27 protein-coding genes are annotated in these 20,493 nt (G+C 35.9%); 15 read left to right on the top strand and 12 right to left on the bottom strand.

Going from position 1 to position 20,493, the window contains the following annotated elements; translation table 11 throughout:
- Nucleotides 1-196: SRPBCC family protein (locus tag RLO81_RS04575; RefSeq protein ID WP_350107877.1), on the bottom strand; the 196-nt coding region annotated here is incomplete at its 3' end.
- A 112-nt stretch (nt 197-308) separates the two neighbouring features.
- Here RLO81_RS04575 and RLO81_RS04570 point away from each other — a divergent pair.
- Nucleotides 309-1,346, top strand: coding sequence for a helix-turn-helix domain-containing protein (locus tag RLO81_RS04570; RefSeq protein WP_350107875.1), 1,038 nt, complete (start codon nt 309-311; stop codon nt 1,344-1,346).
- A gap of 80 nt (nt 1,347-1,426) precedes the next feature.
- Nucleotides 1,427-2,506, top strand: coding sequence for a type 1 glutamine amidotransferase domain-containing protein (locus RLO81_RS04565; RefSeq protein WP_350107872.1), 1,080 nt, complete (start codon nt 1,427-1,429; stop codon nt 2,504-2,506).
- Nucleotides 2,507-2,547: 41 nt separating this feature from the next.
- On the opposite strand, the gene RLO81_RS04560 is transcribed toward RLO81_RS04565, so the two are convergent.
- Nucleotides 2,548-2,937, bottom strand: a complete 390-nt coding sequence (locus RLO81_RS04560) for a hypothetical protein (RefSeq protein WP_350107869.1) — start codon at nt 2,935-2,937, stop codon at nt 2,548-2,550.
- 110 nt (nt 2,938-3,047) lie between these two features.
- Nucleotides 3,048-3,386, bottom strand: coding sequence for a zinc ribbon domain-containing protein YjdM (locus RLO81_RS04555; protein WP_350107867.1), 339 nt, complete (start codon nt 3,384-3,386; stop codon nt 3,048-3,050).
- A gap of 168 nt (nt 3,387-3,554) precedes the next feature.
- Here RLO81_RS04555 and RLO81_RS04550 point away from each other — a divergent pair, with 168 nt between their 5' ends.
- Nucleotides 3,555-4,100, top strand: a complete 546-nt coding sequence (locus RLO81_RS04550; RefSeq protein WP_350107864.1) for a DUF2911 domain-containing protein — start codon at nt 3,555-3,557, stop codon at nt 4,098-4,100.
- A gap of 6 nt (nt 4,101-4,106) precedes the next feature.
- Nucleotides 4,107-5,237: an amidohydrolase family protein gene (locus RLO81_RS04545; RefSeq protein WP_350107861.1), complete on the top strand. Its 1,131-nt coding sequence runs from the start codon at nt 4,107-4,109 to the stop codon at nt 5,235-5,237.
- Nucleotides 5,238-5,380: 143 nt separating this feature from the next.
- Here RLO81_RS04545 and RLO81_RS04540 read toward each other — a convergent pair whose 3' ends face one another.
- On the bottom strand, nt 5,381-5,608 hold the full coding sequence (locus tag RLO81_RS04540; RefSeq protein WP_350107858.1) for a hypothetical protein: 228 nt from the start codon (nt 5,606-5,608) through the stop codon (nt 5,381-5,383).
- A gap of 16 nt (nt 5,609-5,624) precedes the next feature.
- On the bottom strand, nt 5,625-5,942 hold the full coding sequence (locus tag RLO81_RS04535) for a hypothetical protein (protein WP_350107856.1): 318 nt from the start codon (nt 5,940-5,942) through the stop codon (nt 5,625-5,627).
- An 89-nt stretch (nt 5,943-6,031) separates the two neighbouring features.
- Between RLO81_RS04535 and RLO81_RS04530 the strand changes: the two genes are divergently transcribed.
- The 5 genes from RLO81_RS04530 to glpT all read left to right on the top strand — a co-directional run bounded on the left by RLO81_RS04530 (nt 6,032) and on the right by glpT (nt 8,823).
- Complete coding sequence (locus RLO81_RS04530; RefSeq protein ID WP_350107853.1) at nt 6,032-6,592, top strand: helix-turn-helix domain-containing protein; 561 nt, start codon at nt 6,032-6,034, stop codon at nt 6,590-6,592.
- 85 nt (nt 6,593-6,677) lie between these two features.
- A complete protein-coding gene (locus RLO81_RS04525; RefSeq protein WP_350107850.1) occupies nt 6,678-6,902 on the top strand; it encodes a hypothetical protein in 225 nt (74 codons plus the stop codon).
- 121 nt (nt 6,903-7,023) lie between these two features.
- Nucleotides 7,024-7,224, top strand: coding sequence for a hypothetical protein (locus tag RLO81_RS04520; protein ID WP_350107847.1), 201 nt, complete (start codon nt 7,024-7,026; stop codon nt 7,222-7,224).
- Nucleotides 7,221-7,406, top strand: coding sequence for a hypothetical protein (locus RLO81_RS04515; RefSeq protein WP_350107844.1), 186 nt, complete (start codon nt 7,221-7,223; stop codon nt 7,404-7,406). Before RLO81_RS04520 ends, RLO81_RS04515 begins: the two co-directional genes overlap by 4 nt.
- Nucleotides 7,407-7,482: 76 nt before the next feature.
- Nucleotides 7,483-8,823 (top strand): glycerol-3-phosphate transporter, encoded by a 1,341-nt coding sequence (glpT, locus tag RLO81_RS04510; RefSeq protein ID WP_350107842.1) that lies wholly within the window; start codon nt 7,483-7,485, stop codon nt 8,821-8,823.
- A gap of 14 nt (nt 8,824-8,837) precedes the next feature.
- Here the strand turns inward: glpT and RLO81_RS04505 are convergent, their stop codons facing one another.
- On the bottom strand, nt 8,838-9,374 hold the full coding sequence (locus RLO81_RS04505) for a HEAT repeat domain-containing protein (RefSeq protein ID WP_350107839.1): 537 nt from the start codon (nt 9,372-9,374) through the stop codon (nt 8,838-8,840).
- A 14-nt stretch (nt 9,375-9,388) separates the two neighbouring features.
- A complete protein-coding gene (locus RLO81_RS04500; RefSeq protein ID WP_350107836.1) occupies nt 9,389-11,521 on the bottom strand; it encodes a hypothetical protein in 2,133 nt (710 codons plus the stop codon).
- 163 nt (nt 11,522-11,684) lie between these two features.
- On the opposite strand from RLO81_RS04500, the gene RLO81_RS04495 reads away from it, so the two are divergent.
- Nucleotides 11,685-12,104 carry a hypothetical protein gene (locus RLO81_RS04495; protein WP_350107833.1) on the top strand — a complete coding sequence of 140 codons (420 nt, stop codon included), beginning with the start codon at nt 11,685-11,687 and terminating at the stop codon, nt 12,102-12,104.
- On the opposite strand, the gene RLO81_RS04490 is transcribed toward RLO81_RS04495, so the two are convergent.
- Nucleotides 12,101-13,120 carry a zinc-binding dehydrogenase gene (locus RLO81_RS04490; RefSeq protein ID WP_350107830.1) on the bottom strand — a complete coding sequence of 340 codons (1,020 nt, stop codon included), beginning with the start codon at nt 13,118-13,120 and terminating at the stop codon, nt 12,101-12,103. The genes RLO81_RS04495 and RLO81_RS04490 overlap by 4 nt on opposite strands.
- A gap of 73 nt (nt 13,121-13,193) precedes the next feature.
- On the opposite strand from RLO81_RS04490, the gene RLO81_RS04485 reads away from it, so the two are divergent.
- On the top strand, nt 13,194-13,796 hold the full coding sequence (locus RLO81_RS04485; protein WP_350107827.1) for a DUF6134 family protein: 603 nt from the start codon (nt 13,194-13,196) through the stop codon (nt 13,794-13,796).
- Nucleotides 13,797-13,999: 203 nt separating this feature from the next.
- On the opposite strand, the gene RLO81_RS04480 is transcribed toward RLO81_RS04485, so the two are convergent.
- The 3 genes from RLO81_RS04480 to RLO81_RS04470 form a co-directional block, all read right to left on the bottom strand.
- On the bottom strand, nt 14,000-14,572 hold the full coding sequence (locus tag RLO81_RS04480) for a nitroreductase family protein (RefSeq protein ID WP_350107825.1): 573 nt from the start codon (nt 14,570-14,572) through the stop codon (nt 14,000-14,002).
- 38 nt (nt 14,573-14,610) lie between these two features.
- Nucleotides 14,611-15,327, bottom strand: a complete 717-nt coding sequence (locus tag RLO81_RS04475; RefSeq protein ID WP_350107880.1) for a pirin family protein — start codon at nt 15,325-15,327, stop codon at nt 14,611-14,613.
- Between the two features lie 270 nt (nt 15,328-15,597).
- Nucleotides 15,598-16,470: an AraC family transcriptional regulator gene (locus RLO81_RS04470; RefSeq protein WP_350107823.1), complete on the bottom strand. Its 873-nt coding sequence runs from the start codon at nt 16,468-16,470 to the stop codon at nt 15,598-15,600.
- Between the two features lie 103 nt (nt 16,471-16,573).
- On the opposite strand from RLO81_RS04470, the gene RLO81_RS04465 reads away from it, so the two are divergent.
- The 3 genes from RLO81_RS04465 (at nt 16,574) to RLO81_RS04455 (ending at nt 18,595) form a co-directional block, all read left to right on the top strand.
- Nucleotides 16,574-16,843 carry a hypothetical protein gene (locus RLO81_RS04465; RefSeq protein WP_350107820.1) on the top strand — a complete coding sequence of 90 codons (270 nt, stop codon included), beginning with the start codon at nt 16,574-16,576 and terminating at the stop codon, nt 16,841-16,843.
- Nucleotides 16,844-16,930: 87 nt separating this feature from the next.
- Nucleotides 16,931-18,247, top strand: a complete 1,317-nt coding sequence (locus tag RLO81_RS04460) for a M20/M25/M40 family metallo-hydrolase (RefSeq protein WP_350107818.1) — start codon at nt 16,931-16,933, stop codon at nt 18,245-18,247.
- Nucleotides 18,248-18,355: 108 nt separating this feature from the next.
- Nucleotides 18,356-18,595, top strand: coding sequence for a hypothetical protein (locus RLO81_RS04455; RefSeq protein WP_350107816.1), 240 nt, complete (start codon nt 18,356-18,358; stop codon nt 18,593-18,595).
- 223 nt (nt 18,596-18,818) lie between these two features.
- Here RLO81_RS04455 and RLO81_RS04450 read toward each other — a convergent pair whose 3' ends face one another.
- Nucleotides 18,819-19,673, bottom strand: coding sequence for a class II glutamine amidotransferase (locus RLO81_RS04450; RefSeq protein ID WP_350107813.1), 855 nt, complete (start codon nt 19,671-19,673; stop codon nt 18,819-18,821).
- A 118-nt stretch (nt 19,674-19,791) separates the two neighbouring features.
- On the opposite strand from RLO81_RS04450, the gene RLO81_RS04445 reads away from it, so the two are divergent.
- Nucleotides 19,792-20,493, top strand: a 702-nt coding sequence (locus RLO81_RS04445) for an ion transporter (RefSeq protein WP_350107811.1), incomplete at its 3' end; no start/stop codon positions are given.

Here is a 20,493-nt window from a genome sequence, read left to right as displayed (position 1 = left end):
TAGCTTCAAGTACCTTGCCTCTCACTTTTGTGCAACCATGTTCCTCGGTGGCTGTGAATTCATATTCAAATCCCACTTCTGCCTTAAAATCGGCATGTATGAACCATTTACTAATTTCTGAGGCTTCAGTAATGGCCTTCCATACCCTATCGATTGGGTGATTGAATTCTCTTTCTTTAGTTAGTACGTCATTCATTATTTTATATTTATATGCAACCTATTAGTTGCAAATATAATAAGTTTAATTTATTAAGCAACTTTTTAGTTGCATTTATGTTTATCCATTCAGATTACTTTATTTTACATTCATGCCATTCAGTGATATTGTATTAATAATTATTAGTGGACTTGGGGTTATCCATGGTCTGTTTTTGGCAATTTTCCTTTTTACGTATTCAAAAGGTAAGCGGCTCACGAATCAATTACTGGCCTTGTTACTTTTAATTCTGTCATTTAGGATTGGAAAATCAGTAATATTGGAATTTGCCGAGGATTTAGATACCAAGATCATTTTCATTGGCTTGGCTACCATGTTTCTCATTGGACCCCTGTTTCTGTTCTTTGTTAATTCTTTGATAAAAAACTCTTTTAAAATACACGCCAGGCATTATCTGCATTTTATACCAGCTTGTTTTGGTATAGGGTTTGGCCTGTGGATGGAAGAAGAGTTTATGTCTATTTACCCTATTTGGTTCTTTGGCTTGGCTTTTCTGTCTTATTACTTACATCTTCTTATTTACTTGTTTGTAGGTTATTTCAGTGCTAAACGTAACGTAAATGATGTTAATTCAAATGCCTTTAAACTTATTAAATTATTATTCTTCGGATTGTTAATCATTTGGGTGGCGTATGTATTAAACCTATTTGATGACGATATTCCTTATGTGATTGGCCCTATTTTATACTCCATTGCCGCCTATACGATTAGTTTCATTGTGATTAAGGATGGTTTAATTGAAAAAATGAATTCAGTTAAATACAAAACAACTTCTGCTTCAACAGACCAGATTGAAGAGCTATATAATAAGGTTGTAAAACTCATTTCAGATGAAAAACAATTTGAAAATACTGAACTTACGCTTCAATCCTTAAGCAGCTCGCTAAATGTAAGCCCACAATTGCTCTCTATGGCAATTAATAAAAAAGCGAATATGAATTTTAACAGTTTTGTAAATGGCTATCGTATAGATAAAGCAAAATCTTTGCTGGCAAGTGAGTCTTATAAGAACCATACCATCTCTTCCATCGCTTATGATTCCGGATTCAACAGCATAAGCAGTTTTAATACAGCTTTCAAGAAAATTACAGGAAAAACACCTCAGAACTACAGAAATCAATTCTCTTAAATGATAATTCAGTTTATCGAAATGATCATTTGAATAGAAACTTATGACTATTCAGCCTTCATTTGTTCAAAAAAAGAAAAATGAAAGCCAAGAAAATTATTAAATGGTCGTTAGCAGTAGTAGGCATTATTATTATTTCTCTTGTAGGATTTGGATTCTGGTTCATCAACCTTGTTAAGCAAAATGCCGCAGAAAAAATAGATTATTCTTCTATTACTCCACAAGAGTTGCCCTACCTCTCAGAGGATTCTGTTGTACATCGAGGAAAAATATTAGCTGTTGTTACTAGTACAGATATGATGGGCACTAGTGAAAAAGAAACAGGTTTTGAATTTACAGAATTATCACGTGCGTATTATGTATTTATTGCGAATGGCTTCGATGTAGATGTTGCAAGCCCAAAAGGTGGCAAAGCACCTGTTGTGATGGATGACATGGGTAAATATGACTATGCCTTCTTAAACGATGATTTAGCTCAAAGCAAAATTAAAAACACCATTCCTATGTCTAGGGTTAACGCCAATGAATACGAAGCCATCTACTTTGTAGGTGGCAAAGGGGCCATGTTTGATTTTCCGCAGAATACCCATATTCAATCGGTCGTTAGAAATCTGTATGAATCGGGAAAAATAGTTGGTGCAGTATGCCACGGACCGGCAGCACTCACAAATGTTCAGCTGAGTAGTGGTGACTTACTAATCAAGAATAAACAAGTCTCTGGGTTTACGAATGCTGAAGAACTTTTGCTCATTAGCGATGCGCGGGAAATTTTCCCCTTTTTATTGCAAGACAAGCTTTCGCAAAATGGCGCCAGGTTTAGTGAAGGCCCAAAGTACTTAGAAAATGTTGCTATTGATGGCAAAATTGTAACAGGCCAAAACCCATGGTCAACCTGGCTTGTGGCAGAATCCATGATCAAGCAATTGGGTTATCAGCCCAAAATACGGGAAGTGACTGATGAAGAAAATGCGGAAATGGTTTTAAGAAGCTATGAACACGCTGGCATCGACAGTGCTATTAAGACGATTGTTAAAATGCAATCAAAGGATTTAAAGATCAATAAGGCGTTTTTGGGTGGTCACACAATAATAGCCATATGGCAACTACAGTTTGGAAAAGCTTTTGATTTTATTAGATTAATCAAATTACTTCAGAATTAATTAAGCTAATTGTGAAGCGCAGCATTTAGCGCTTCACACTTCTAAAACCTAATATCAATTCGCCTATTATACCCTTTGTTCAAATCATTCCAGGGTAATCTAACTTCTAACATCTCATCCACTTTACGAGCATCGATGTTTTCATAATCAATTCCGTTAGTTATTGGAAAAGCTGCAACAACCTGAGGTACAGTCAACACACCTGAAGCATTATTAAAAAACATTGGGTAATGTACGATGACTTTTCCATTAAGAATTTCAACTTGTAGATCCATTATATCTACCCCTGGTACTCTGGCTGTTAATAGATATGAATTGTTCTGTTTCTTAATAGAGGTTTGAGGTTCGCTCCTACCACCATTTAATGTATTATTTATATCAACTGATTTCAAAATGTCATGTACAACGCTAATATCTCTATCGTATCTCATACAATTATTTAATTAATGTTATAACATTTATATCAATAGATGTGCCTGAACCAAAATGCTGTCAATTCGGCTTATAAATATGCCATATAGACATACTCTTGTGATCGTTACTAAGCTTTCCTTACAAATTCAGACTTCAAAGCCATGGAGCCAAAGCTATCGATTTTACAATCTATATTGTGGTTTCCTTCTACCAATCTGATGTTTTTCACTTTGGTGCCAGCTTTAATGGGTTTGGGAGCTCCTTTCACTGGCAAATCTTTTATCACCACCACCGTGTCACCATCCTGAAGAATATTGCCATTTGAGTCTTTCACTATATTTTCTTCGGTTTCTTCACTTGATAATTCAGGATTCCACTCGTGGCCACATTCAGGGCACATGAGTAAAGAGTCGCTTGGGTAAGTATATACTGAGTTGCAATTTGGACATGGAGGGAATTCAGGCATAGTATGTATTTAAAAAGCAAAGTTAAGAATATTAAATTTTGATTAATTCTATCATATGGGAATTAAACTTTCTTTAATCATTGAGTTTTCTTGTTGCATTTCATGTCGATGCCATTTACATTGAAAATTACTGATTACCTTTAGGTAACTCTAATAAAACCTAACGTTATGAAAAAGAAAGTATTAATCGTTGTTGGAATCTTATTTGCCCTTGTATTGGCATTCTTAATTTATGGAATATTAACAACGCGGTCTCATAGTCCTTTGGAAACTGTATCAGTATCCACCGGAAAGCTTGATGTTTCTGTTAATTATTGCAGACCTTATAAAAAAGGACGTTTAATTTTTGGAGAAGAAAATAACAATGCCTTGGTGCCTTATGGTAATTACTGGCGATTGGGTGCAAATGATGCTACCGAAATTACCTTTAGTACTGATGTTGTATTTGCAGGTAAGTCTGTTAAAGCTGGCAGTTATAGAATGTATGCAGTTCCTTCTGCCGAATCCTGGGAAGTATCCCTAAACAGTGAACTAGGAGAATTCGGTTATTTCGAACCAGATTATGAACAAGATGTTGTTAAAGTAAATGTACCGGTTCAGGAGGCGCCACAAGAAACAGAGCAATTTACTATTACTCTAACCAGCGATTCCACGGCAGTAGCTATGGATTTCATTTGGGATAAAACCATGGTTCGCATACCAATTACCAAATAACATATTATGTCATTTTTAAAAAGTAGAAAGTGGTGGCTCATGCTCCCACTTTTTTTAATTTTTCTTGGAGTAGCCTATTGGCTGATTGGTAAAATCCAATATCGGCTTAATGTTATGGATATTGAAGAGTATGACCCCATTTCTACACTCAAGGTAGAAGAACATCAACTAAAGAAAGCTAAATACCCTTTTATTGATGTACACAATCATCAATTTACCATGCCTGTTCAAAATCTGGATGATCTCGTTACTGAGATGGATGAACTGAACATGGCCATTATGGTAAACCTTAGCGGTTTTAGAGGCAAGTATTTGGAGTGGTCCTTAGAAAATGTAAATGAAAAATATGGAAATAGATTCGCGCTCTTTCTAAATATTGACTTCGAAAAATTGGATGATAAAGGCTGGCCGGACGAAACAATGCTAATGATGGAAGAAGCGGTGGCCAAGGGTGTTAAAGGACTAAAAGTGTATAAAAGTTTAGGGTTAACAGATAAAGACAATGATGGAAATAGAATAGCTGTTGACGACCCAAGACTTAACCCTATTTGGGCCCTGTGTGCTGAATTGAACATCCCAGTTCTCATCCACACAGGAGAACCAAGCGCTTTTTGGTCACCGAAGGATAAGCACAATGAACGCTGGCTTGAACTCAAGCAATATCCTGGCAGATATAAAAACCCTGAGGAGAACCCTTCATTTGAAGAAATCATGACTGAGCAACACCGTATGTTTAAAAATAACCCGAATACAACTTTTATTAATGCTCATTTAGGGTGGTATGGTAATGATTTGGAAAAACTAGGCGCACTAATGGATGAATTACCTAATATGTATACAGAGTTGGGTGCAGTATTAGCCGAGTTAGGCCGACAACCATTTACTGGCAGGGAATTCTTAATTAAATATCAGGACCGAATACTAATGGGCAAGGATGCTTACAACAAAGAAGAATATTACACCTATTTCAGAGTATTAGAAACCCAGGATGAATATTTTGACTATTACCGAAAACGACACGCACATTGGAAAATGTATGGGTTGAACCTACCAGATTCTGTACTTAAGAAGATTTATTTTCAAAATGCGCTAAAAATCATCCCCGGATTGGATAGTACACTTTTTGAAAATGATTAAGCAATTCCCTATATCAACTGGATAATTATTCTCTTTGCTTTGCCGCTTTCTTTGCTGCCTTATCTGCCCTTTTCTCCATTAAATTCTTTGCTGGTTTAGACTTGTCACTTTTTTTCTTGCCTTCCTTTTCTTTAGACATAATTTTACAGTTTTGTTTTAATATTTTTTGTTGAAAGATTCAATGAATAGTTTATGAAGAGGCCATCCAGAGAATTATAATAATCCTTCAATTCTTCTTCAGAAACACCTTTAGTTCCAGCCATTGTTCGACACGGAGTTTCTTCTAAAAAATGTATAAGCTCAGGAAAATTATCTCTGATAACTCCAGTAATACTTATTATATTTCGATTCAATTTTATATTGCCTTCCACAATTCATTTTCTATTGTTAATACTCAGGTACATCAAATAGCTTAAAGAAGTTATTCTGAATAATTTTAATTACTACATTGTTATCCAAATGAAGTCTGCTACTCATCTTATAAAGCAGTTCAGATTCCCCTCCTTCGCGAAATTCCAGGTCCGCATTAGTTAGCTGACTGTATTCCAGCAGCAATTGTTCCTTTTGCATGTTCCAATCACCTAGAATTTTAAAATCCACTTCATTTGTCATAGCTATTGCACCAATTAGAATTCCTACACTAAAGGTCCAATAATTTATTTGCCAAACTGTTACATATAAATAGTTAAAACTTACATTATTCACTGATTATAACTCGAAATAATACATTCTAAGCGTTATAATAAGACTCTAAATGCTACCTTTCATTTTCTAAGAATGAATACTTTCTAAGAATGATTTTATACATTAAATACATGGTAAGTCATAGGTGTAAAATGATTGTAGCGCAGGAGCTTGAGAAATTGAGCATCCAAATGAAAACGATAGACTTAGGTGTAATCGAGATTTCTGATTCTACTAGCCAATCGCAATTGGAACAGCTAAAAACCAATCTTTTATTATCTGGTTTAGAGCTTCTGGATAATAAAAAAAGTATTCTAATAGAAAAAATCAAAGTCGTGATCATTGAAATGATTCATTATTCAGATTTGGAGCCAAAGGTGAATTACTCCGACTATATAAGTAAGAAATTGGGCTACGATTACACCTATTTGTCGAATATCTTCTCAGAAGTTAAGGGTATTACCATACAGCAGTTTATTATCATAAATAAAATAGAAAAGGTAAAAGAGCTGCTAATTTATGATGAGCTTAATTTAACAGAGATATCTTATATGCTACATTATAGTAGTGTAGCCCATCTTTCAAACCAATTCAAAAAAATAACAGGACTCTCACCAACTTTCTTCAAACAGCTCAAGAAAAAAAGGCTCAGTAATTTGGAAAACCTGTGATATATGTAACTCTAACATTTATTTATGTAACCCTTTTTATTGTAAGCTATCCGTTATTTGCATGGTAATATTTAAATACCTAAAAATGGATTCAACGATAAACGAAGTCGCAGAAAAATTTACTATCACTGGTAACTGGGATGAACAGTCTAAAAATCTTAAAAGAAGGTTTTCTGAACTAACAGATGCCGACTTAGTATTTGAGAAAGGTGAAGAAAACGACCTGGTTAACAGGTTAGTAGCCAAACTTAACAGAGAAAGTAACGAAATTAAGAGCATTCTAAGGAAGGGTCATGTTTCGTTGAAATAAGACAGACATAAACGGATTTGTAACAAATATTAGCTAAAAAATTATCAGTCTTTAGCTATTGAACAGCTGTCAACTATCAGCCTGATATGGATGCCGTTCATTTTATGAAACATAAGAAGAAATGTATAAAGATTATACCCAACAAAGGGAGTATAAAGATGGGCAAATAGTATTTGCGAAAACTAATATAAAACAACCACTTATTATCCGCAGATACGTGGATAGGGTTTATTATTGTAAATTAAAAGACAACCTGCTTGCCAAAGAACAGGTATATTTTGCACGTGAATTACAGGCCTCACCAGAAAATCAATCTAAATGAATTTAATTCGAAGCTGGCGTGAGCAAAAAGTAATGTTAAAATGGCGGTATCCGTTTCTCACTGATGAAGATTTCATATATTCAGGGAACAACAAAGAACCTATGCTGCTTCTTTTGGAGCGCAAATTACAACTTAAGAGAGCAGAGTTAGAATTACTCTTCACAGAATTACAAAGATACTAGTGCGAATAGTATCTGCTAATTCAGTATTTATAATCCATTATTTTAATTAGCATTTCTTTTTATTTTAGGGTTTATATTGAGCCCCTTCAAAATACCAGACCCATTACCTAGAATCGAAACAAGTAAAATTGATTCTGAATACAGAAGCCAACGATATAAGGTTTTTGCAGGAATTTTTATTGGCTATGCAGCCTACTATTTAGTTCGAAAGAATTTCTCACTTGTTATGCCAGACCTGATAGAACAAGGTTTCAGTAAAACGGAACTTGGCTTTGCATTATCAGGCGTATCCATAGCCTATGGGCTAAGCAAATTTCTAATGGGTAATGTGAGCGACCGTAGTGATGCTCGCAAATTTATGTCTATTGGCCTTGCGTTAAGTGCTTCTCTTATGATAGCAATGGGTTTAATACCTGTTCTTACTTCATCAGTTTCTGTGATGTTTATAATTCTGCTCTTTAATGGCTGGTTCCAAGGAATGGGCTGGCCTCCAAGTGGGCGAGTGATGGTGCATTGGTTTTCTATTAAAGAGCGAGGAACTAAAATGTCAATCTGGAATCTGGCGCATAATATTGGTGGCGGGCTTATTGGCCCATTGGCAATTTTAGGTGTTTCATGGTTTGGCGAATGGGAATCAAAATTTTATTTACCTGGCGTAATAGCATTGGCAATATCTTCGATAGTTTATATACTGGTACGAGATAGGCCAACAGTATGTGGCCTTCCTCCTATTGAGGAATATAAAAACGATTACCCAAAAGAGCATTTAAAGTCTGAAGAAGATATATCCTTCAGAGCAAAAGAGATTTTTTTCAAACACGTATTCAACAACAAGGTGTTGTGGTACATCGCCTTCGCCAATGCCTTTGTTTATTTGATTCGATATGGTGTTTTGGATTGGGCTCCTACCTATCTGTCCGAAGCAAAACAGTTCTCTCTACAGCAAACAGGCTGGGCTTACTTTCTTTACGAATGGGCTGGTATTCCCGGCACCATTCTGGCAGGTTATGTAAGTGACAAGTGGTTTAAAGGTATGCGTGGACCCGTAAGTGTTATTTACATGATTTCAGTATTATTATTTATTCTTATATATTGGCAAAACCCTGCTGGAAACCCTATGATTGATAGTATTGCCCTTATTGGCATTGGATTCTTAATTTATGGCCCTGTGATGCTTATTGGGGTGCATGCTTTAGATCTTGTACCAAAAAAAGCTGCAGGAACTGCTGCTGGGTTTACAGGTTTATTTGGCTATTTAGGTGGTGCTGTGTTCGCCAATGTAGCCATGGGAGCCATTGTAGATGTTTATGGCTGGGATGGAGGTTTTATAACGTTGGTAATAGCTTGCACCTTATCGATTATACTCATACTATTTGCCTGGAAAATTGAAAAGACCTCAGACACTCAGTATGGGTGATCAGTATGGGTGATTCATGAATCACCCATATGTTCAATGAATATTTCAATATCCACGAACATCTCCTCTACCTCTCGCTTCACTAGCAAATAAGAATCATCATGTTTCACATTATTCGTATAATGATTCCAGTGTTTTTTAGCTTTTTTAAGCACTCTAGGCGAGATGTTAAACTCCTTATAATCAAGTATTTCCTTAGCAATTCTTGAAACCTTAAATGATCCAAACAAATAGAGTTTGAAAATAGGCACATAGTGTTCACTCACATCAAAACCTTCAAGTGCCATTAGTAAATCACCAGCTATATGGGCATTGGCTTTGTCCTGAATGGCAGCTAGTAATGGCTCAAGTGCCAGAGAATTATCTGTCATTAGACCAAGCGTTCTAGCTGCCAGAAACTTAACATCGTCATTATCATGAGTTAGCAACCCAATTAATTCTTTCTGAGATTCTTTACTGCCGTTTTTCCCTAAAATGTCCGAAGCTTCATACGCATTTTCGTCCTCACCTCCTTTAATTATAGTTAGTAACGATTGTTCGTCTATGGGCATTACTTAACAGATAACTAGTTTGTGAAACTGTCTTGCAAAAATTTTAAGGTTTTCATCGGATCCTTCATTCTCATATGTTCTCGTTGAGCATCGCTTTCTAAATCATGGAATTCAATGCAGCCTCGCATAAATCCTTTCATCTCATAAGTATTTCCAAATGTTATTCCATCTGGTAGATACATGCCGCTGTTGCCGGTTTCTAAATCCATTACTAAGTACTCCTTTACATACATATTTTCAAACAAAGTTGAGTTACCAAATTTAATCTTATCCTTTGATAAGAAATCATTTAGATTTCTTTGATCTTTTTCATCCCAATCGCCTTTTTTCTGTTTATCTATTGCATTTTTTATTGCTGCTTTGTCTAGTTCATCATCTAAAAACTGACTCGCCTCTTCATTAAACTGATCCATAAACTGATCTGCCATTGCACCTGCAAATGAAAGTGTGGTTGGGTATGGATTACGAAAATGCACAAACTGACCATAACTCTCGAAAATTGGAACATAGGCCCCATCGCATTCTACAATTTTTTCTTCTTCACCTCGATTAGTCACAACTACCAACTTAATAGACTCATCATTATCATAATTAAAAACTTCACCGCTATTGGTCCTTATCTGAATTTGATTGTAAAAGAATTTGTTAAGCTTTAGCAATGATATGGTGCCTTCCAATTTTTCACCACTATCCAGCAATAGATATCCTGATAATCCGTTCTCAGAATCAAATTGAATAACTTCTTCTTTTTCCTCCCTTTTGGCTACCTCAACAGGTGCAGTTTCATTTGTAGTGGGTGTTTTTTTGTTTAATGCCAGATATTCTTCGTACGAAACCCTTTTCGTATTGTCCAGCAAGCCAAAACCTTTATTGCGCATCATTTTGTTTGTATTGCCATTGCTATCGGTTATAACCAATGTGGTGTTTCCATTGTGGTATTTTTTTACGACCAAATCACCAAAAAGCATCTCACTCGTTTTAAAGTCTACAGCATAGCCAAAATGCGGTGCATAAAATATTCCTAATTGGTTTTCCTTCTCAATTTTCCATTGATCATCAGCTAGCCTAGGGTAGCCATTAAGGTATTGGTCCGCATAGCTTTTTTTGGATTTAGCGGTTAAAACTTCTTGCGATACCTCTTGCTCAATTTCATCAACTAAGTAGCTCTCAAAAAATTGCACATTCGAATTTTTGTCTTTCGCATATAATACATCTGAAGACTCAGAGGTATTTGCTTTTGCTACCAATCCTTTAAGCGTACTATCATCGCTTAATTTAATAATACCAGGAGCAAATAAGGTTTCTATAGGGTTAGAATAAACATTATTAGGGTCGTTATCTTCACTGATATAGGCATAATAATCTTCAATTTTGAAAGCAAACCCGTACTCTTTAATATCTGTGTAATCTATTTTCTCATCATTCACCTCAACATCCTTCATAATGTTTTCTTTTTTATAAACTGTGAGAAGGCCTTCTTTTCTGCTACCATTGTTTAGAATTATATACCCTTTGAAGGAATAGGACTTGTCATTTGATAAATCGCTATATCTTGGTTTCCAATTCACCAGTTTCCAAGGACCTACAAATTTCTCGTCCTTAAAAAGCTTAGCACCATAACTTGATATATTTTCTACATCTATTTTGATTTTGTTTTTGTCATTATCCCTTATTTCAATGGAAACCAATTTACTTTTCACTTCACGTAATTCTATTTTCCCCTCAACCTGACTTCCATCCTTCAACTTTACATATCCATAGGGCGCATAGCCCTTTCTCACATCAATAAGTTTGCTGTCTTTTTGATACCAGGTAAAATCGTAAGGCGTTTCATTGACTACACCATCTCTGAGTCCAAATTCTTTAACACTTGTATCGTATAGAATTAATTTTCGGCCAGACGTTGTAATAATTTTTACACCCCATATTTTATCATAAGAAGCTCCATATAATGAAATTTGGCCTTGTAGCTCTGTACCATCGCTTAATATCACATAACCGTTGTCGTATTTTGTAGAATAGTCGTAGGAAATACTACCTCTTGTTTTGTAGTTATTTTCCTGACTGGTGTTTTTTTGTGCTCTACCGCACACAGAAAGTAGCAATAGGATGAAACACGTTATGAGAGGCTTTAGATAATTATTCATGAAGAGTGTTAGGTTAGGGTTCTGAAAAAATTTTAACAATTTGATTATTAAATAATTATGTTCCAAACAATCTGACTCTAATTCCTAATATTGATTGAAATTATTGAGAGTAATAAAGTTCTTATCGCTCATATTACTATTTTTGACCTCAAACCTAAACCCAATGGAGTATCCCATATTTTTAGAATCGGAAGAAGATAAAGTAGCATGCACGCACTCATGCGAGGCAATAGAATCATTCTTAAAAAGAAAAGGCGAAAACCTAAAATATCAGGAATTAAAAGAGTTTATGAACTCTCAAACCTACTCATCTAAGGAAATTGAATGTGCCACCTTGCAAGAAATTTACAAAGAGCTAGCACGAGTTGGCTTGTGTCTTAACGTAAATTTAGAAGGTTCAGCACAATACGATGTTACCTTCAAAATGGCAGAATCTATGTGGATTATTGCTCATGTAAAATATGTGGCCGAATACATTAGAGACAAAGGAGAAACAGAATTGTTGGATTATGTAGCTTCCTGGTTAAAGGTTATCACAGAAAAGCAGATAAGTGCTTTTTCTGATGTGGAGAAGTATATTTAATCTGTAGTGACCACCACCTTCCCCACTGTTTTTCCTGACTGAAACAATTTGATTGCTTTTGGCAGTTCAATAAATGAAAATGTATGGCCTACAAGTGGAGCGGGTAAATTCAATGCATCCATTTCTGAAATAATCTGGCTCATTAACTCTTTTTTATGATATAACCAAATCAGGTTAAACCCTAAAATGGCCTTGTTACTTTCAATCATTCCTTGAGGATCAATTTTAGGTCTGGTTAAGTATTTCCAGATCAAATCCGGCCAATTAGGAATATTAGTATTACTACCATACCTGGCCGAACCATAATTAATTAATCTACCTTGTGGAGCAAGTAATTCAAACCCAGACTTAAATACTTTGCCTCCAATACATTCCATCACAATATTTAACTCTCTGTCTTTTAGTTTTTCTTCTAACTTTCGTTTGAATGAATCATCTCTAACAATAAAATCATCAAAACCCTCACTTTTAAGAACATCAATTTTGGAAGAATTTCCTATCGTACCTATAGTATAGGCCCCTACTTTCTTAGCCATTCTATTTGCTTGTATACCAACGCCTCCTGCAGCGCTATGGATTAAGACTGTATCACCTTGCTTAATTCCACCAAGATTGAACAAGCCATAATACGCTGTTAATGCCTGAACCAAATACCCCGCTCCTTCCTCAAAGCTCCAACCATCGGGGAGTTTAGTGACATAATTAGATTCAATATTAAGTCGGCTGGTATATCCTCCAAAACGTGTCACCCCCATTACTTTATCACCTTCTTGCCACTCAGAAACATTGCTACCAACTTTTGATATGATACCACAATATTCTAAACCAGGTACAAAACTCTCCTTAGGTGTGGCACTATAAAGCCCTAGTATTGCAAATATATCTGCGAAATTGAGTCCTATAGCCTTCACTTCTATTTGCACTTCATTCTTTTGTGGTTCTCCTAAAGGTTCTTCAACCAACTTCAGTCGATTAATATTTCCGGCTTTATTTATTCTATAGGCTAATCGATTCATCTCTTAAAAAGTATTTTTAAAATTCCGTAGTCAGTATGCTAATCCTTCCAAGCCAACGTTTAACTTTAAGTTTATGCCAAAAAAAATTTATATCATATTTATAGCCGTGCTTATCTGTTGTACAAAAAACAGCAAAGGACAAGAATATAACTACAGCATTCATCTTGCAGGCGGCAAAATCGGTGGAATTAATGCCACATTAACAGAAGAAAATGGTGTCCAATATTATGAAATTGAATCTGATGTTACATTTAAGGTGTTGTTTAAGAAATATAATCGAAAAACTATTCATAGAGTTAAATACTCTAATGGAACCATTGAAGAGAGTTATACTGCAGTATATATGAACAAAAACCAGGAAGATTCTGCTTCACTGGTGCACTTATCAAATTATGAATACCGCTGTTTTATGACTGAAAAAGACGAGCCGTACAAACAGCATTTTGGTCCTATTAAGTTTCCTACAGCCATGCTCTATTATAAAGAGCCAAAAGGTGTGAATAAAGTTTTTTCTGAACGATTTTTAGATTATTGCCCGGTTAAAGTTCTTGAAAAAGGAAAGTATGAGGTGTATTTGCCTAATGGAAAAGAAAATATATACACGTATGAAAATGGTGAATTAAAAAGTGTATTTATAGATCGCACGTGGTTTAACATTGAGTTTAAGAAAATGTAAAGAGTATAAATCAATTCTTAGAGGAAGCTTAACTAAACTTGCTCCAACCAGCTTTAGGAATCACTTGTAAATGCCCAGCCTGTGCTTAGGAAATTCCAATTACTAAAATTATAAGATTTCGTTAGCTCGAATTACTGATTTTAACTTTTAACTAATGTATTACAGCATTCAGACAAAGGTTTGGCATCAGCTGAATTCAGTGATTAAACAAACGAAACTATCTCATCAAGAGGTTTTCTTATTTGTTTATCGTATTCCTTTTCTGCGAGGTCGTCTGGTAATTGATCAATGTCACCCCGATAACCCAAAGCTATCACACAAATGGCATCAAAATCATCATTATTCACAATTTCAGCATCAGCTTTTTTCTTATCGAAACCTGCCATTTGATGTAGGTATATTCCCATAGAATTAGCCTGAATAGATAAACTAGACACAGCTTGCCCCGTATCATACCAGTAGTGCGCATTGGACTTACAATTCTTAGTAAATGTCTTCTTCGCCTTCACCAAAACCACAACAGGCGCTGTTTTTACCCAGTTCTTATTAAACTCTCCTAGCGTATCAAATATCTTATCATATAGCTCCTCTCCTTTTAAGCCCACCTTAAAGCGCCATGGCTGTTCATTAAAACAACTTGCTGCCCATCGTGCAGCTTCAAATAAAGACATTAGCTCCTTTTTAGGAACCTCCTTGTCTGAAAAAGCCCTGGGACTCCAGCGATTGGCTATCGGTTCAATAATTGGGTACTGATTGTCTATTTTTGGTTTACTCATATCTAATACTATCAATAATTAACATATTTTCATAAAAACTAGACTTGCATTGGCACTTCCATCAAAAGCACTCTTGCATTGTCACTAGTTGCTTTTACTGATAGCTTGTCAGTTTCACTGATACCGAGGCCATCACGTTTAGTTAGTTTTTGTCCATTGATTTCTACTTCCCCTTCTAGAATGAAGGCATAAACACCATTATCTGCCTTGTTGAGGCAATACTCACTCTCAATAGCTTTATCGAACTTTCCAAGATTAAACCATGCATCCTGATGCACCCATACGCCTTGATCGTCTTTATTTGGTGATAAGACCTGATAGAATTCATTTTTCTTCTCCACATCGCGAATCGAAATCTGATCGTAACGAGGTTCTACATTCTTTTTATTAGGAAATACCCAGATTTGAAGGAATCGAACTTCCTTATCGTCATTGGCATTAAATTCACTGTGGAATATTCCTGTTCCTGCACTCATTACCTGCACATCACCTTCTTTGATGATCGCCTCGTTACCCATGCTATCTTTGTGTTTTAAATCACCAGATAGTGGTATAGAAACAATTTCCATGTTATCATGTGGGTGTGTTCCGAAGCCTCTACTTGGCGCGACTATATCGTCATTCAACACTCTTAATACACCAAAGTGTACACGCTCAGGGTTGTAATAGTTGGCAAAACTGAAAGTGTGATGGGAATCTAGCCAACCGTGATTTGCATGGCCTCTGGTTTCTGCTTTGTGCAATACTGTTTTCATTGTTCTTTCCTCCTTATTCGGTAGGTGATTAAACCCTACCGGTTTTAATAATTCTTTTTTTGATGATTGATCTTCTGCTTTTAAAATGCTACTTCCAACCACTGCGGATGCGGTGCCTAAAAGTGCTTTTGAGATAAAGTTTTTTCTGTTCATGGCATTAATCAATGTTTACACATCAAATAACGCAATGAATACGTAGAAGGGTATTACAAAAATGTCGGGTATGACTATAGAAATGTCGGAATATGAGAAATTAGGGCAAAATCTCCATTATTTTGAAAACTCCTGCTTAAACTGACCAGGGGTTACACCCACGATATTTTTAAAAAACGTACTGAAATGGACAGGCTCTTTAAAGCCCAGGTGCAATGCGACTTGTTTAGACGATAAATCTGAATGCAGGAGCAATCGTTTGGCTTCCATAATAATACGGTCGAGTATATACTCTTTAGCTGTATAGCCTAAATTCTGCTTTACCACTTCATTTAAATGTTTAGGTGTAATATTTAGCCTATTGGCATACTCATTTACCTTATGTAGTTCCATGTAATGGTTTTCTACCTCATTCCTGAAGTCAATAAGTACACAAGAAGCTTGTGTTTCCAAAGGCTCAGGAAATTCACACGCGTGGTTGCAATGAATAAGTAAGAGCTGTAATAAAGCTCCCAAGGCCTCATTTTTATAGGCTCCATCACCTTCAAAAAAAGGAAGCATCTGTTTGATAACTGATTCAATCGTTAAGGCAGGTTCATCTTCCAGCTTTAATGGCGGGGATTCATTATAAGGCTTAAAGAGGTTAATATTCTTTATAAATGACGTTGGTATATTGTTGATCAGCAAGAAATCGGCAGAAAATGAAAGTACCCAACCATATGGCTTCCTAGTGTTAGATATTTGGTGTATTTGTCCAGGAGAAAGAAAATAGATTTGATTGTCCACAAGATCATACTTATTGAAATCTACCAGATGAAAGCCCTTACCCTTTTTGATCCAAATGATTGCATAGAAATCATGACGGTGCGGATCATCGGTAGTGCCGTTCACATCGTCATAATGGTCTTCCATTTTCTCCAGTCTAAAAAATCTGGATGGATGCTGCTTATCTTGCAAGCTATAGACTTTAATATCTTTTGTTTCCTTCACTAATTATAAACTTTTGCGTAAATTAGTTGAGAATTGAATCAATTAATAGAGCTTTCAGTTATTTTAAGTAACATTAATATTCAATTAGAAACACCAAATAATCATGAAATACCCTATCTTCTTCTTCGTATTTGTACTAGCCGTTGTAGTTGGCCTGGCTATGATGTTTACAAATTATAGTAATCCAGTAGATCGTTTAAATGGCCTGATGGCTGATGAGCCAATTGATGATTGCTATGACAATACAATGGAAGCGTGGTTCATCGAATTCAATAATACGCAAGATGAAGGTGTTACTATGGAAGAAGCCGACCAAAAAGCTGCTGAAAAAGCTTTGGATCAGTATGAAGAATGTAAAACTGACGATAAGTAACCTAGATTTTAGAAAAGACTAACTTTGTTAATATATCAATCAAGAGATCATTAAATGGTCTCTTTTTTTTAGACTTAAAATCACCAAATGAATTTCAACATCAGGGCTAAGGCCTTTTTATTTATCCCCTTTCTTTTTATTACTCTCAATTCCTATTCACAAAAAACTGCTCCTTCAGACCTCATTTTGCAGTCAATCGATGAAAATCAAAGTTACTATTCGGATTTGCTGAAAGAAATTGTGAATATTAATAGTGGCACAATGAATTTTGTAGGAGTGAGAAAGGTAGGCTTAAGACTCACAGAGGAATTCAAGAAGCTTGGAATGGAAGCTTCGCTTACTCCTGGAGAAGCCTTTGGAAGAGCTGGACACCTTATAGCAACAAATAATGGCACTAAAGGCCCTAAAATACTCATGATTGGCCATTTAGATACAGTTTTTGAACCAGAAAGTGAGTTTCAGAAATTTACAATGTTAAATGACTCCATCATGCAGGGTCCCGGTGTTGCTGATATGAAAGGTGGTGATGTGATCATACTCTATACACTAAAAGCATTAAAAGATGCTGGTGTTTTAAATAATCTTTCCGTTAGAGTGGTAATGACTGGAGATGAAGAACGCAGCGGTTCCCCCCTTGCCTTATCAAAAAAAGAACTTACAGATGCAGCTGATTGGGCAGACATAGCCTTAGGTTTTGAGAATGCAGATGGCAACCCAAAAACAATAGTAACGTCAAGAAGAGGATCAACCGGCTGGACACTTAAAGTAAAAGGAAATGCTGCGCACTCTTCACAGGTATTCAGTGAAAAAGTGGGTTCAGGTGCCATTTATGAAACATCAAGAATTCTGAATTCTTTCTATCAAGAGCTATCAAATGAAGAGAACCTAACATTTAATCCTGGTTTAATCTTGGGCGGTACTGACGTTGAATATGATGACTCGAAAAGTGCTGGAACAGCCTATGGCAAACAAAATGTTGTAGCAAAAGATGTATTAGTTAAAGGCGATATTAGAGCCGTTTCTTTGGAACAATTAAGCATGGCGAAAGAAGTAATGACGCGGATTGTTTCAGAAAACTACCCTAAATCTTCAGCAGAAATAACGTTTGATCCAGAAGGTGGTTATCCGCCATTAGCTAATTCATCTGGTAATGAATTTCTTCTTAAACTTTATAATAGCATAAGCCAGGAGCAAGGTTTGGGAAGTGTATCCTCAGTAAACCCCAGAAATGCCGGTGCCGCTGATATTTCATTCACAGCAGGAAGAGTAAACATGGCAGTAGATGGGCTTGGTCTTTCAGGCGCAGATGATCACACAATCAATGAAACTGGCAACTTAAATATGCTACCTGTCCAAGCTAAAAGAGCAGCCTTGTTAATGTACAGATTGTCGTCAACCAGATGACTCAAATAGTACTATTTTTATATTAATGATTTTTTTTGAGAATAATTTGAATGAAGCCTCTTACTTAGTGAGAGAATTAATATATTGCGGTGTTAATTAGTATGGTTTATGACTGAACATTCGGATCGTTTTATTAGTAAGGTTGAACTAATTATGGACTCACCAACCGAACGTAATAAATTTAAAAGTTTGACAAATTTTGATGACAAAATTGCTTTTTTAAGAGGCCATTTTATTATGGACGAAATGTCTATACGGCTCCTGGAAAGGAAATATCTTTTGTCTGAATCCAGCAGGGAAATACTGATGAACCAATTAGAAGATATCGTTCTTCGCTCAGAAAATTAGGCATAAAAAAACCGGATTTAACCGGCTGCTTAGCTGAGAAATTCTTTTCTCTTTATGCGATACTCCGCTTTCTTTTTTGGCTAGTACCGCTACACTTGGTAATGGCAACTCTTTGCCATTATTTTCTAACACTAAGAACGTAAGAGCTCTGGAATAGTTCCAAAAACTTAGGTTAATAAATTATAACCAAATTATTTCCCTAGTATCAAGACCGTCAGCTGTATTACTGTACTTTTCTGAATGCCACTGACAAATCCTTATAAACCAAAATCATGTGATTTTTAGGTATCTGCCTCCAGTCTTCTGCAATACTTGTGAGTTTTTCAGATACAATCATAACCGATTTGTCGTTACCTTCTGCAGGTATCATATGGCAAGCTCCATCTTCACAAACATATTTGCTGCCTTCAGAATAGTACAAAGAAAGCGGTTCGATTGCTGGATTTGAAACATACCTTAAACCAACCATTCGTTCTCCATCAATAAATACCATATTAAGATATGCTTCTTCTTCTACTCCATAGGTTTGCATCAAATGTATTAATTGATCAATCATTTGCTGAAAACAATCGGCTACATCATCAGCAGTAAAATGATTGCCCTTTTTCTTTAAAAAATCTAAAAATAATGCAAATAGGTGCTCAGAATCAGTTTGCCCTTTTATCCAGAGATATTGTTCATCAGAGAGTATGGACTTTAACGGACGCTTAATTTTTTCAAATTGCTCCACCCCACCGTTATGTGCCATTAACATATTCTTAAAGTGAAACGGATGGCAGTTAGATTCAGAAACATCTCCAACACTTGCTGCCCTTACATGTGCAATAAGACTACCAGAAATTATTTTAGGTGCCAGATATCTTAAATTTCTATTATTCCATGCTGGGTTTACAGATACAAACACTGCTGGATCATGAGATGAAGCAGGCATATACCAACCAACTCCAAATCCATCACCATTTAAAGGCTCTTCAAGTTCTTTGGCATTTATACTTTGTTTAATCATGGAATTTTCTGGCTCGTAGAGAAACTTATCCATGGCAATGGGCTGTCCCAAATAGGCTAATAATCGGCACATAATAGTACATTTTATATAAGTTAGTAATAATTAAGACTGGTTGTATGCATAGGAAGAAACAATATTTTTGGCCAGATAAGAAGTTCGATAGTAAATTCCATTTTGTATCTTAAAGGCTATGGCTCAATCATTTAAGAAAAGGTTATACATTATCATATTCGAGGCAGATACATTCCTTGGAAAGTTGTTTGATGTAATACTTCTCATAGCTATTCTATTGAGCGTCTTGGCTGTAATGCTTGAGAGTGTAGATCACATTAAAAGTGATTATGGCGATCTGTTATACCAGATTGAATGGGGGTTTACCATACTCTTTTCGATGGAGTATATAGCAAGAATTTATGTTTCTGAAAGACCAAAGAAATACATTTTTAGTTTTTTTGGAGTCATAGATTTATTATCCATCCTGCCAACATTCATTGGTTTGTTTGCTGCTGGGGCTCATTCACTGCTGATAATACGAAGTATTCGGTTATTGCGAGTATTTAGGGTATTAAAGATGGTAAGGTACCTTGGCGAGGCTTCTTCATTAATGAAAGCTTTGAACGCCAGCAGGGCTAAAATAATTGTTTTTATTGGTGCTGTCTTCTCCCTGACAGTGATTCTAGGTACGATCATGTACCTTATCGAAGGTGGTGAAAATGGTTTTACTAGTATTCCACGAAGCATCTACTGGGCCGTTGTAACTTTAACAACAGTAGGCTATGGTGACATAGCACCTGGTACTACCTTAGGGCAAATTGTGGCTACAGCTATTATGATCCTCGGATATGGAATTATAGCAGTGCCTACTGGCATTGTATCAGCAGAGATTAGTAGC

The sequence above is a fragment of the Fulvivirga sp. genome (assembly GCF_040220315.1).
Taxonomy (GTDB): Bacteria; Bacteroidota; Bacteroidia; order Cytophagales; family Cyclobacteriaceae; genus Fulvivirga.
The sequence above is the reverse complement of the archived record's forward strand: the minus strand, read 5'-3'. Positions and strand labels throughout refer to the sequence as shown.

Coding starts and splice junctions, on each gene's coding strand:
- RLO81_RS04480 (WP_350107825.1), bottom strand. CDS start 14,572: ATGAGTAAACCAAAAATAGACAATCAGTACCCAATTATTGAACCGATA.
- RLO81_RS04550 (WP_350107864.1), top strand. CDS start 3,555: ATGAAAAAGAAAGTATTAATCGTTGTTGGAATCTTATTTGCCCTTGTA.
- RLO81_RS04450 (WP_350107813.1), bottom strand. CDS start 19,673: ATGTGCCGATTATTAGCCTATTTGGGACAGCCCATTGCCATGGATAAG.
- RLO81_RS04465 (WP_350107820.1), top strand. CDS start 16,574: ATGAAATACCCTATCTTCTTCTTCGTATTTGTACTAGCCGTTGTAGTT.
- RLO81_RS04455 (WP_350107816.1), top strand. CDS start 18,356: ATGACTGAACATTCGGATCGTTTTATTAGTAAGGTTGAACTAATTATG.
- RLO81_RS04500 (WP_350107836.1), bottom strand. CDS start 11,521: ATGAATAATTATCTAAAGCCTCTCATAACGTGTTTCATCCTATTGCTA.
- RLO81_RS04545 (WP_350107861.1), top strand. CDS start 4,107: ATGTCATTTTTAAAAAGTAGAAAGTGGTGGCTCATGCTCCCACTTTTT.
- RLO81_RS04490 (WP_350107830.1), bottom strand. CDS start 13,120: ATGAATCGATTAGCCTATAGAATAAATAAAGCCGGAAATATTAATCGA.
- RLO81_RS04515 (WP_350107844.1), top strand. CDS start 7,221: ATGAATTTAATTCGAAGCTGGCGTGAGCAAAAAGTAATGTTAAAATGG.
- RLO81_RS04525 (WP_350107850.1), top strand. CDS start 6,678: ATGGATTCAACGATAAACGAAGTCGCAGAAAAATTTACTATCACTGGT.
- RLO81_RS04475 (WP_350107880.1), bottom strand. CDS start 15,327: ATGAAAACAGTATTGCACAAAGCAGAAACCAGAGGCCATGCAAATCAC.
- RLO81_RS04555 (WP_350107867.1), bottom strand. CDS start 3,386: ATGCCTGAATTCCCTCCATGTCCAAATTGCAACTCAGTATATACTTAC.
- RLO81_RS04530 (WP_350107853.1), top strand. CDS start 6,032: ATGATTTTATACATTAAATACATGGTAAGTCATAGGTGTAAAATGATT.
- RLO81_RS04505 (WP_350107839.1), bottom strand. CDS start 9,374: ATGCCCATAGACGAACAATCGTTACTAACTATAATTAAAGGAGGTGAG.
- RLO81_RS04565 (WP_350107872.1), top strand. CDS start 1,427: ATGAAAGCCAAGAAAATTATTAAATGGTCGTTAGCAGTAGTAGGCATT.
- RLO81_RS04485 (WP_350107827.1), top strand. CDS start 13,194: ATGCCAAAAAAAATTTATATCATATTTATAGCCGTGCTTATCTGTTGT.
- RLO81_RS04570 (WP_350107875.1), top strand. CDS start 309: ATGCCATTCAGTGATATTGTATTAATAATTATTAGTGGACTTGGGGTT.
- RLO81_RS04560 (WP_350107869.1), bottom strand. CDS start 2,937: ATGAGATACGATAGAGATATTAGCGTTGTACATGACATTTTGAAATCA.
- RLO81_RS04520 (WP_350107847.1), top strand. CDS start 7,024: ATGTATAAAGATTATACCCAACAAAGGGAGTATAAAGATGGGCAAATA.
- RLO81_RS04495 (WP_350107833.1), top strand. CDS start 11,685: ATGGAGTATCCCATATTTTTAGAATCGGAAGAAGATAAAGTAGCATGC.
- RLO81_RS04460 (WP_350107818.1), top strand. CDS start 16,931: ATGAATTTCAACATCAGGGCTAAGGCCTTTTTATTTATCCCCTTTCTT.